At 41.5% G+C, this 12292-nt stretch carries 9 protein-coding genes and 1 pseudogene; 4 read left to right on the plus strand and 6 right to left on the minus strand.

Annotation, left to right across the window (positions count from 1 at the left end; translation table 11 throughout):
- Window positions 1–82: 82 nt before the first annotated feature.
- Complete coding sequence (locus ACKI4H_RS15140; RefSeq protein WP_407307181.1) at window positions 83–1690, minus strand: GMC family oxidoreductase; 1608 nt, start codon at window positions 1688–1690, stop codon at window positions 83–85.
- Between the two features lie 294 nt (window positions 1691–1984).
- Between ACKI4H_RS15140 and ACKI4H_RS15145 the strand changes: the two genes are divergently transcribed.
- Window positions 1985–2920, plus strand: coding sequence for a LysR substrate-binding domain-containing protein (locus ACKI4H_RS15145; RefSeq protein WP_407307183.1), 936 nt, complete (start codon window positions 1985–1987; stop codon window positions 2918–2920).
- Between the two features lie 31 nt (window positions 2921–2951).
- Here ACKI4H_RS15145 and ACKI4H_RS15150 read toward each other — a convergent pair whose 3' ends face one another.
- Entirely contained in the window at window positions 2952–3560 is a 609-nt protein-coding gene (locus ACKI4H_RS15150; RefSeq protein WP_407307185.1) for a TetR/AcrR family transcriptional regulator, read from the minus strand.
- A gap of 633 nt (window positions 3561–4193) precedes the next feature.
- Between ACKI4H_RS15150 and ACKI4H_RS15155 the strand changes: the two genes are divergently transcribed.
- From ACKI4H_RS15155 to ACKI4H_RS15165, 3 genes are all read left to right on the plus strand, one after another.
- Window positions 4194–5975: an acyl-CoA dehydrogenase C-terminal domain-containing protein gene (locus tag ACKI4H_RS15155; RefSeq protein ID WP_407307187.1), complete on the plus strand. Its 1782-nt coding sequence runs from the start codon at window positions 4194–4196 to the stop codon at window positions 5973–5975.
- 104 nt (window positions 5976–6079) lie between these two features.
- A complete protein-coding gene (locus tag ACKI4H_RS15160) occupies window positions 6080–7249 on the plus strand; it encodes a thiolase family protein (RefSeq protein WP_407307189.1) in 1170 nt (389 codons plus the stop codon).
- Between the two features lie 96 nt (window positions 7250–7345).
- Window positions 7346–8848, plus strand: coding sequence for an acetyl-CoA hydrolase/transferase family protein (locus ACKI4H_RS15165; RefSeq protein ID WP_407307191.1), 1503 nt, complete (start codon window positions 7346–7348; stop codon window positions 8846–8848).
- A 566-nt stretch (window positions 8849–9414) separates the two neighbouring features.
- Here the strand turns inward: ACKI4H_RS15165 and ACKI4H_RS15170 are convergent.
- From ACKI4H_RS15170 to ACKI4H_RS15185, 4 genes and pseudogenes are all read right to left on the minus strand, one after another.
- Entirely contained in the window at window positions 9415–10146 is a 732-nt protein-coding gene (locus ACKI4H_RS15170) for an HAD family hydrolase (protein ID WP_407307199.1), read from the minus strand.
- An 83-nt stretch (window positions 10147–10229) separates the two neighbouring features.
- Window positions 10230–10946 carry an SIR2 family NAD-dependent protein deacylase gene (locus ACKI4H_RS15175; RefSeq protein WP_407307193.1) on the minus strand — a complete coding sequence of 239 codons (717 nt, stop codon included), beginning with the start codon at window positions 10944–10946 and terminating at the stop codon, window positions 10230–10232.
- Between the two features lie 149 nt (window positions 10947–11095).
- The gene (gene pcaD / locus ACKI4H_RS15180) at window positions 11096–11872 is read right to left on the minus strand and encodes a 3-oxoadipate enol-lactonase (protein WP_407307195.1); all 777 of its coding nucleotides are present in this window, start codon (window positions 11870–11872) and stop codon (window positions 11096–11098) included.
- 69 nt (window positions 11873–11941) lie between these two features.
- Window positions 11942–12292 (minus strand): annotated as a pseudogene (locus ACKI4H_RS15185) (acetyl-CoA C-acyltransferase); the annotation flags it as partial.

The raw sequence follows: 12292 nt of genomic DNA on the forward strand, positions 1-12292 counted from the left end.
TTAAAAATATTACATAACAGGTTCAAATATATCCTCAAGTCGATATAAGTGAACCAAGAATAAACCGAGCTTGCTGTTTGAATTAAGTGTGCAACTGCTTGGCGCGTATCATATCTACCGCTTTTTCAGCAATCATAATGGTTGGGGCATTGGTATTGCCATTGACTACATTCGGCATAATCGAGGCATCGACCACACGTAAATTTTCAATGCCATAGACACAAAGCTGTGGATCAACCACGGCCATATCATCAACGCCCATTTTACAGCTGCCGACCGGGTGATACACGGTATCTGCGCGTTGACGCAAAATGTGCCGAATTTCATCATCCGTTTTGACCAAATTACAAAACAGGTCTTTTTTATGCAGTATTTTCAATGCCGGTGAATGCATCAATTGTTGCGTTATTTTATAGGCATCAACCATATCCTCAATATCATCTTCATGATCAAAGAAATTCGGGTCAATCAGTAGCGGATCTTCAATGCTTGGACCACTGATTTGAATACTGCCGCGACTTTTTGGATTTAACAGGCAGACATGACAGGAAATGCCGTGACTGGCATGAAAAGTGCGGGCATGGTTATCGACCAGGGCGACCACAAAATGCAGCTGTAAATTCGGAATGTCTTTTTCCGGCTTACTTTTTAAAAAGCCGCCACATTCGGCAAAGTTGGTACTCAGCATGCCACGGCGCTCTTTACGGTAGCGCGAAATCTGCTTGATCAAGTCAACCGTACCGGCCAGTGACACGCCAAAGGTGCCGGCAATATCTGTGACGGTATAACTAAAAATAAAATCAGGATGGTCGTGGAAATTTTTACCTACACCGGGCAGGTGCTTGGTCACAGTAATACCATGCTCAAGCAGTTCTTGTTTATTGCCAATGCCGGAGAGCATTAAAATTTGCGGGGAATGCATCGCGCCTGCACTTAACAGCACTTCTTTATGGGCACGCAACTGTTTAATTTGTCCCGCATGTTTAACCTCAACGCCAACCGCTACCTGATTTTCAATTAAAATGCGCTGTGTCGATGCATGGGTAAAAATGGTCAGGTTTGGACGTTCCAGATGCGGGAATAAATATGCACGTGCCGCACTACAACGCTCACCATTAATATGCGTGACCTGATAAACCCCTAAACCTTCTTGTTCAGCGCCATTAAAGTCATCCAGAATTTTATAGCCTTGTTCTTTGGCTGCCCTAATATATCGCTTATGCCATGGACTGTCGGTACGTAAATTCGATACCGATAAGGGGCCATGATTCCCATGGTATTGATCTTGAATATCCTGATTGTTTTCCGAGCGAATGAAAAATGGCAGGATCTCCTGATAACTCCAGCCATGATTGCCGAGTTCTGCCCACTGGTCATAGTCTTTTTGATGGCCACGCACATAAATCATCGCGTTAATGGCAGAGGATCCACCCAGACATTTTCCTCGCGGCTGATAACCTTTACGACCGTTCAGGCCTTTTTGCGGCACGGTTTCAAAAGCCCAATTGTTGATTTTTCTGGGTATGCTGATCACGGCTGCGGCAGGGGTATTCACCGTCCAGGTATTACCATGACTGCCAGCCTCCAACAAACACACTGAAATGTCTGGATTTTCTGATAAACGCCCTGCCAATACACAGCCGGCACTACCGCCACCAATGATAATATAATCAAACGTCTGGTTTTCCATAGAAGACTTTGTTCCTATTATTTATTCTTAAAATGTCATTTTTGTTTTAAGTGATATTTCTATTGTTTTATCACCTATTGAAACTGATCTTACCGAAGCCTTAGACGAAAAGATATACCGTTTAAATCTTGATTCATAAAATATTTTTTTATTTATTCTTATTCCCCCTTATCCCATGAATCATCAATTCAATTACAATTCCATGCCATATTCGGTATAAATGAGCATTGGAAATAAGACTAAAAAAGCAGATGATAGTGCAGCTATAAAACAGAAAATCTGGGATTTTGATTCGTGTTTGAACTTGACTGTAAATTACTCAGTGTTTTCCTCTATATCTATAAATATAAAAGTGTTTCAGTTGCCGCCGAATATCTGTCGATGAGCCAGCCGACGGTCAGTAATATCCTGAATAAAATCCGACAACATTATAACGATCCACTTTTTTTAAGAATTGGTAATGAAATGGTGCCGACCGAACTGTCTAAGCAACTGTTTCCTCTGGTGAGCGAGGCGCTGAGCAAAGTCGAGATCATCAACAATTTCACCATTAATTTTGACCAGTCGACTTCGCAGCAGAAATTTACCATTGCCATGACTGATGTGTCGCATTTGGTGTTATTGCCTAAAATATCCCAGTATTTAAAACAACATGCTTCCCATATTCGCCTGAATGTCCGTGCGATTACCTCTGAAACCAGTTATCAAATGGCGAATGGTGAAATTGATTTGGCCATTGGTTTTTTACCGAATCTGGAAAATGGTTTTTATCAACAAAAATTATTTGAGCAATATTACGTGGTGATCGCTTCTAAGGATCATCCACGGCTCTGTGGAAACAGTTTAAGTACTGAGCAGTATATCAGTGAACCTCATATTGATATTGATGCAGGAATGGGACATTACCATATTGAAAATGAGTTATTAAATCTGGAATTAAAACGTAATATTCTGATGCGATTACCGAGTTATTTAGGGGTAGGACTTGTAGTTCAGGAAACAGACGCCATTGCGACGGTGCCTTATTATTTAAGTAAGGTTTTATTGTCCCGGGGCAATTTGCAAATTTTAGAAGCCCCGATCACCTTTCCAAGTTATGCGGTAAAACAGTATTGGCACATGTCTTGCCACCATAAAACCAGCCATCAATGGCTACGTCAGATGTGCCATGAATTATTCAGTCATATGAATGAATTAGATGGTTCAGCTCATAGTTTTATTCATCAATAATAGAAAATATAAACTCAATCATGAATTATGATTAATTAACCGAAGATATTTTATCAGGCGTCATCAGCGCCTGATTAATATACAGCTTGATTAAACGTTCACGCGAACCAATGGATTTTTGATAATGGGTTGAATTGAGTAATAACGATGCACCATAGGTTACTGTCCAGATATAAGATAAATAATCGCGAATCGACATGGCGCTATCTAAAGATTTTAAATAATCACCGGTCATGTCCTTGATTTCGATAATCCGTTCTTCACGCACCTGATATAGTTCTTCAAATAATTCTTTTAATTTTCTTTCGTTATTGGTTAATCGGTCTTCAATCACATGCAATAAAATGGTCCGGTTAGAATTTAACATGTTGTAAAGCATATATTGCGAAACATAGGTTTTAATATTATTTTTATATTTCTTTGAAATTTCTAACAGTCTTTTTTCATTTAAAATAATTAGTTCTAAATAGAGCTGATTCTTGCTTTTAAAATGTTTATAAATGGTGCCTTTGGCAATATCCAGTTCAGAGGCTAATTCTCCAAGCGTAATATCTTGATTGTTATCCAGCAACAGCGTTTCTGCCATGGCTAAAATTTTCTCTTTGCGTAATAGAAAATTTTGTTGGCGTACTGTATTCATTGCAATCGTCCCAAGCAGACATTAAAAAAAGCATCTTGAATATATACCGATAAAATCCTGATGACCATTCCACCATTGTCGGATATGAGGAGAATTAATATTTAACACCTATAATTTTATTTAACCCTATTTTGAATTTCATATTGCTCAATTGCATAGCAAAAATTAAAAGTCAATAAATGAGAACCTTAGAGGTCAATAATCGTTAATAAAATTCCAATTGGGGAATAATTATTTTATTGTCTTTTTGCGCTAAAAAGTGAAATCACCCATTAAACGCAAAAAATAATGTTCTGATTAAACAGTATTTCAAAGGTACATTTTTTAAAGACAAGATTTTAAGAGGGATCATTTAATTCAAAGTAAATTACAGAAAAGAGGTTTCATTCAGCCAGCATTAGAGTGAACATCAGATGAACACATTTTGATGCTTAGACCCTGATGGACAATCTTTCAAACTCAGTCCTGTGTTCAATCCTATTTCTCCTGATAGAGATTGAAAACTGATTTGAATGCCCAAATTATATTCAAATAGAAGTCGGTTGAAATACAGCTCGTTATTTCAGTTTAGGTTCTTAAAACTTAAAAAGCACTTCAACATTTAATGCGAATTCTTCACCCAAGGAAAGCAATATGCCTATTTATAACGCACCTCTTAAAGACATGGATTTTATTTTAAATGATGTATTTAAGGCTGAAGATTTTTGGCAAGGCAATGATGACTTAGCCCACCTTGATATGGCAACGGCAAATGCCATTTTAGAAGAAATGGCTAAATTTTCTAAAAATGTCATTCTGGATTTAAACCGCTCAAGTGATGAAGAGGGCGGTGCTCAATTTAGCAATGGTGTAGTCACCACGCCTAAAGGTTTTAAAGAAGCATTTAAGCAATACGCAGAAGGAGGTTGGATTGGCTTGGGTGCGGAAGAAGAATGGGGCGGTCAAGGCATGCCAAAAATGTTGACTGTTCTGGCTGATGAAATGATTTGGGCAACCAATCCATCATTTATGCTTTACCCGCTACTTTCTGTGGGCGCAGGCATGGCCTTGAACAACTATGCATCGCAAGAGCAAAAGCAAACCTATTTGCCTAAAATCTACACCGGTGAATGGTCGGGTACCATGTGCTTGACTGAGCCGCATGCAGGAACCGATTTAGGCATTATTAAAACCAAAGCTGAACGTAATGATGACGGTTCTTATGACATCACCGGAACCAAAATCTTTATTACCAGTGGTGAGCATGACCTGTCAGAAAATATTATTCACCTGGTCTTGGCGAAAACCCCAGATGCACCTGCAGGTTCACGCGGTATTTCCTTATTCATCGTGCCGAAATTTCTGGTCAATGAAGATGGTTCATTGGGCGAACGCAATAGCATGGGTGCGGGTTCTATTGAACACAAGATGGGTATTAAAGGTTCTTCAACCTGCGTATTGAACTTTGATGGCGCCAAAGGCTTCCTTGTGGGTAAAGAAAACGAAGGCCTGGCAGCCATGTTCGTGATGATGAACTACGAACGCCTATCGATGGGCATTCAAGGTTTGGGCGCATCTGAGTTTGCCTATCAGAATGCAGCGCAATATGCGACAGACCGTTTGCAAGGTCGCAGTGCCACAGGGGTGAAATCGCCAGAGAAGCCAGCCGATTCAATTTTGGTCCACGGTGATGTACGCCGTATGCTGCTTAACGGTCGTGCCAACAATGAAGCATCGCGTGCATTTGCGGTGTATGTAGGTCAGCAATTGGATATCACTAAATTCTCTACCGATGCGGAAGCCGTGAAAAAAGCCAATGACCGTGTGGCATTGTTAACGCCAATCGCCAAAGCATACTTAACGGATACCGCGTTGAATGCGGTACTTGATGCTCAAATGGTGTTTGGTGGGCATGGTTATATCCGTGAATGGGGCATGGAACAATGTGTGCGTGACCTGCGGATTTCACAAATTTATGAAGGTACCAACGGCGTACAAGCTCAGGATTTAATCGGTCGTAAAACCATTCGCAACAATGGCGCAAATATGGCGGAATATATCACTGAAATTCGTGAGTTTGTCGCTACACTGGATGATTCACTTGCCATTAAAGCCGCGACTTTAAACGCTTGTAGCGAAGTTGAAGCCATCACCCAGTTTATTTTGCAACAGGCGAAAGAAGCACCGGATTTTGCTAATGGTGTTGCGGTAGATTACTTGCATGCAGTGGGCTTGCTGAGCTTCAGCTATATGTTTGCAAGAATCGCGAAAGCGGCTCAAGCGAAAACAGAAGCGTTCTATCAAAATAAACTTATTTTGGCGCAGTACTTTGCCGAGAAAGTGTTACCAGGCATAACTGCACGTATTGCACAAATTAAAGCTGGTTCAAACTTAATGATGCAGTTGCCAGAAGATTACTTTACTGCTCAGTCTTAAGCACAGTACTTGGTTTGAATCTGGATTTAATATCGATGGAAATGAGATGGGTAGGGTCTTCTGCTTATCTCAAACAACAAAATTTATAAATTAGGATGGAAAAAATGATTGTTATTGTAAATGGTGTTCGTACGGCAATGGGTGGTTTCCAAGGCGCACTTTCTGCATGTACCGCACCCGATTTAGGTGCAGTGGCCATTAAAGAAGTCGTTGCACGTTCAGGTTTGCAGCCTGCAGATATTGATGAAGTGATTTTTGGCTGTGTGTTGCCTGCAGGTTTAAAGCAAGGGCCAGCACGTCAAGCCATGCGTCAGGCAGGCTTACCTGATTCGACCGGTGCAACCACGATCAATAAAATTTGCGGTTCGGGTATGAAAGCGGTGATGCAGGCTGCAGATGCAGTTAAAGCCGGTTCTGCACAAATTGTAGTTGCAGGTGGCATGGAATCGATGAGCAACGCACCCTACCTGCTTGAAAAAGCACGTACCGGTTACCGTATGGGGCATGGCAAAATTATAGACCACATGTTCCAGGAAGGCCTGGAAGATGCGGAAACCGGTCTGTCTATGGGCATACTTGCACAAGAGATGGCCGATAAAAAAGGTTATACCCGTGAGCAACAAGATGCTTTTGCAATTAGCTCTTTAAATAAAGCCGTAACGGCAATTAATAATGGTTATTTCAAGGCTGAAATTGCACCTGTAACCGTATCTAGCCGTAAAGGCGATGTGATTGTCGAGCAAGATGAGCAACCACTGAATGCCAAAGCAGACAAAATTCCAACGTTACGTCCTGCATTTAAAAAAGACGGGACCATTACAGCGGCAAATGCAAGCTCGATCAGTGATGGTGCATCTGCACTGGTGATCACTTCAGAAGAAATTGCAGCTGAACGTGGACTTGAAGCTGTAGCTAAAATTATCGCCTATGCAGGCCATTCACAACATCCTTCTGAATTTAGCATTGCTCCAGTGGGCGCAATTGAGAAAGTTTTGAAGAAAACCGGCTGGACGGCTGCTGAAGTGGATCTTTGGGAAATTAATGAAGCTTTCGCAATGGTGACCATGGCAGCCATGGATGCTTTCAATTTAGACGAAGCCAAAGTTAATGTGAACGGTGGTGCGTGTGCGCTTGGACATCCACTCGGTTCATCAGGTTCACGTATTATTGTGACCTTGATTCATGCCCTGCAACGTACCGGCGGCAAGAAAGGTATTGCAGCATTATGTATTGGTGGTGGTGAAGCAACTGCGGTTGCGATTGAGTTAATTTAAACCGGCACAATGAATACATCAGTAAGCACAACAAATGCCATGATTCTAGTGCGCTGGGATGATGGTAAAAATTATGTTTATGTTGAGAGTTTTTAAATGAAAAACGGTTTAGAGCGTATTCGCTTGGTCTCCCTTCGCGACAAAATAATGTCTGCTCAACAAGCGATTGAATTGATTCAAGACGGTGCTGTAGTAGGTTTAAGTGGGTTTGGTGGTGCAGGTGAAGCCAAAACTGTGCCTTTGGCGTTGGCTGATTATGCTCAACAACATCCTTTAAAAATCACCCTGGTTACCGGTGCAAGTCTGGGCAATAAAATTGATGGCCGCTTAAATGAGGCACATGCCATTCAACGTCGTTATCCTTATCAGGCTGATCCTGGCTTGCGTAAAGCCATTAATGCCGGTGAAGTAATGTATATCGATCAGCATTTGTCTGAAATGGCAGATAACATTCGTCATCATAATTTGCCGCGCATTAATGTGGCTGTTATCGCAGCGACCGCCATTACAGAAGATGGCCAGATTATTCCCACAGGATCATGCGGTAATTCGGCTAATTTTATTGAAATGGCAGATCATGTCATTATTGAAATTGATAATACAATCAATCCAGTACTTGAAGGTGTACATGATATTTATGTACCTAAAGCTCGTCCAAACCGTTCACCAATTCCCTTGATTCATGCCGGGGATCGTATTGGTACAGTCGGAATTCAGGTTAGTCCTGAAAAAATTTCCGCGATTGTACTGAATGATATTCCCGATACCTCTTTCCATATGGGTGAGCCGGATACCGATACCTTGTCCATTGCCAAACACCTGATTCAGTTCTTTGAAGGTGAAGTGGCAGCAGGACGCTTGCCGGAAAATCTGGGTCCGTTACAGTCGGGCGTAGGTTCTATTGCCAATGCCGTTTTTTCGGGCTTTGAACATTCAAACTTCCACCATCTGGAAATGTACTCTGAAGTTTTGCAGGATTGTACCTTCGAATTGATTGATTCTGGCAAAATGACCTTTGCTTCAGGTTGTTCAATGACCCTGTCTGACTCGTGTGCCAAGCGTGTCATGAGCAACTTTGAACAGTACAAAGACAAGATTGTGCTACGTCCGCAAGAAATTTCCAATAATCCTGAAGTGATCCGCCGTTTAGGGATTATTGCGATCAATACGGCACTTGAGTTTGATATTTACGGCAACGTAAATTCAACCCATGTCACGGGCACCAAAATGATGAATGGTATTGGCGGTTCGGGTGACTTTACCCGTCATGCGCATCTGGCGATTTTTGTGACCAAATCGATTGCCAAAGGGGGCGCAATTTCATCTGTAGTTCCAATGGTCAGTCATACCGATCATACCGAACATGACATTGATGTATTGGTGACAGAACAAGGTTTGGCAGATTTACGTGGTTTGGCACCGCGTGAACGTGCCCGCAAGATTATTGATTGCTGTGCACATCCAAGTTACCGCGATGCCTTAAATGACTATTTTGACCGTGCTTGTGCTAAAGGCGGACACACGCCGCATCTTTTGCAAGAAGCATTGTCTTGGCATGCAAAATTTGAAGAAACGGGTAGCATGCAGAAAACTGCCTAAGATCCAATCTGGCTAAAGTAAAAGAACCCATCAAATGATGGGTTCTTTTATAAATAAGATATGGGTATAAATTTCAAAAAATCACGCAAGCAAAACCGATGCAATACTGCTGAAACGTTTTGCCTACAAGAATCTGCTTAATCGAAAGGGCGTTCTTTTTATAATGACCGCTTCGCAATACTCAAGGTCAATATTTTTAAATACCTTGAATGTTTTTCAGCAATCATGTAATTACTTCTGTTAACTGCTTGTGCCAAAGCCTCGGATTATCAGGGCATTTGGAAAAACACTTTAGAAAATCCAAAACTTGAAAATTCACTCGGGATTGCAAAAAACGGTGACAATTACTTCATTACCAATATCTTAAAAGACAAAGCAGCTGGCAAAACTGAAAAGAAAAATCCTGTTCCTGCCTCAGTCAGCAAGAATGGTTTACTTGAGGTGAATGCCAGTGCCGGTATGGTGGATTTTGCGCTTGATGAGAAAACTGAAAATCTGGTGGATTCAGGTTCCATCTATAAAAAAGCAAACTAATTGAATGATTACATCGAATGCCAGGGTTTAGTTTAGTCACGGCATCTTTTTATTCCGTGGATAGAGTTTAATAACTCGGCATAATCCTGCACAAAATAATTTGCCTGAGCTGTAATTTCCTCTCGTTCATGCGCTGAATATTGATCATAAATGGCGATCACGTCAATGCCGGCTTGTTTAGCTGCCTCTACACCAATCAGTGAATCTTCAATAATTAAACATTCGTCAGCTTTAAAGCCAAAATGCTGAATTGCGGTTAAATAGACTTCAGGATGTGGCTTGATGTTTTGAACATTTTCTCGGGTTAAGATCAGTGAAAAATCGTTCTCAAAATCAATTTTGCTATTGATGAGGGTATTGTTGTTTTGATAACGCTGAATATTGTACAAACTGGTAGTGGTTGTTATCGCTAATTTAATATCCAGTTGTTTGAGTGTATGAATCAATTGGTTTGCTTGTGGTTTGAGTTGAACAACATGATCAAGAAAATAACGGGAAATGCAATAACGTTGTGATTTGACTTCTGTATTAGTTAATCCAAAAGCATAAAATTCGTTGAGATAGCCACAATATTTCAAATATGGATCAGGAGATTGTCTAAAAATTTTCAGCTGAATATCCCGCTGCTGCTGAATAATATTCAGATCTACTTCAATCTTTGATAATTGCTGAATCAGGGCTGCATCGACTTGATTCCAGATTCCCACCGAATCAAGCAGGGTTCCATCTAAATCAAAACAAATTAACTTTTTCCCTTGAAACATTTTCATCTTACATTTTGTTTGAATGAGTTGAATTATATCTCGTCTCAATATGTACAGTGAGGTAAATATAAAAAATTCTTATTTTAAATGTTGTTTGAAAATCGTTCTTTAAGCTGATCAAATAGCATTTGCATACCTTGAGTCGCGGTTTGTGGAATTAGATGATATTGTTGGGAAACCCGAAGATGATCGGCTTTAGGGTCAATATAATACGCTTCACAGCTTTCCGGTATTTCATGAATCAATCCGGCAACTGGATAAACCACCAAACTGGAACCGATCACAATAAAAATGTCGGCATCTTGAACCAGTTGCATGGCGTGTTCATAAGCCGGAACTGCTTCGCCAAACCAGACCACATGCGGACGCAGCGGATAACCTTGCGGACATTTATCACGTTCTAAATTTAATTCCCAACCTTGAATCGGATAAAAAGTCTCAGAATATTCGGCACCCGGTGCCGAGCTTTTGGCCAAGCGAATATTGCCATGTAAATGTAAAACATGTCGGCTGCCAGCGCGTTCATGCAAGTCATCTATATTTTGGGTAATCACATCACATTCTGCAAAGTCCTGGATTTTAGCGATCAGTGCATGGGCTAAATTTGGCTGCGCTTCTAAAATATTTTTGCGCCGTGCGTTATAAAAACGCTGCACCAGCTCTGGATTTCTTTGCCAGGCTTCCGGTGTCGCGACATCTTCAATCTTGTGATTTTGCCAGAGTCCCTCATGATCACGAAAAGTATTGATCCCGCTTTCTGCACTCATTCCTGCACCGGAAAAGATCACGATTTTTGGCATTTCTATCAATTCGTTGTCTTTAATTTAAATAAACGTACCATACATTATTGAGGTTTTTATAGGTTTTATTTAGCACTTTAATTTTACTTTTGATCAGCTTTAAAATAAAAGCTTCACAAAGTTGTGAGGGCTCATTCTGTTATTTTCTATCAAGCAATAAACTGCTGAATTGCCTGATTGAGGGCTTCAGGTTGCTCTACATTAGAAATATGCGAGGCATTGATTTGAAACAGCTGGCTATTGGTAATACTGGCTTGCATGGCTTGACCATCTACAACCGTTGTCACTGGGTCTTGTTGACCGGCCACAATCAGTACCGGCACAGAAATGGTTTTGATCTGTTCACGTAAATCCGCCTTAGCTAAAGCTTCGCAACAACTTGCATAACCTTCCGGGCTGCCAGCTCCAAGGTCGTTTGAAAGTTCTGCAACTGTCGCTGCGTTGCTCTGGATAAAGGGATCGGTAAACCAACGTGATGCCGCTGTCGATGCAATCGGTGCCAGACCCTGTTCACGCACCAGCGCGGCACGTTCCAGCCAGGCCTGTTCCTGACCAATCTTGGCAGCAGTATTGCAGACAATCACGTGGCTAAAACGTTCGGGTTTGTTCACCGCTAACCATTGACCGATTAAACCACCCATAGAGATACCACAGAAAGCCGCTTTCTGGATATTCAGGTGATCCAGCAGATGGACTACGTCCTGACCCAGCTGATCCAGGCTATACGGACCTTGTGGTGCAGATGAGCCGCCATGACCACGGGTGTCATAGCAGATGACAAAATAGTCTTGCTGGAAAAATTCAATTTGTGGTTGCCACATGCTGAATTTGGTGCCCAGTGAGTTAGAAAAAACCAAAGCAGGCTTGCTGGCATCACCAAAGGTCTGGTAATTGATTTGCGCATCGTTAGATGTAAATTTTGGCATTTTTTTTAAATCCTTAATCCTCCCTCGATCCCTCCTTTATGAAAGGAGGGAAGAAAGAGCATTTAATAATTAAACACGTTCAATAATCAAAGCAATACCTTGACCGACACCGATACACATTGAACGTATTGACCACCGGTTTGTTCCAGCTGGTTCAGGGCAGTTGTCACCAGACGTGCACCTGAAGCACCAAGGGGATGACCCAAGGCAATCACACCACCATTTGGATTGATTTTTTCCGAACCATCCTCAATGCCCAGATCAAGAGTACATGCCAATGCTTGTGCTGCAAAGGCTTCATTCAGCTCGATCACATCCATTTGATCCAGGGTTAAACCGGTTTGCGCAAGCAATTTTTTGATCGCTGGCGCAGGACCAAAGCCCATGATGCGAGGTTCAACACCGACCACGGTTGCGCCA

Origin of the sequence: Acinetobacter sp., assembly GCF_045628685.1 — a bacterium.
Classification (GTDB): Bacteria; Pseudomonadota; Gammaproteobacteria; order Pseudomonadales; family Moraxellaceae; genus Acinetobacter.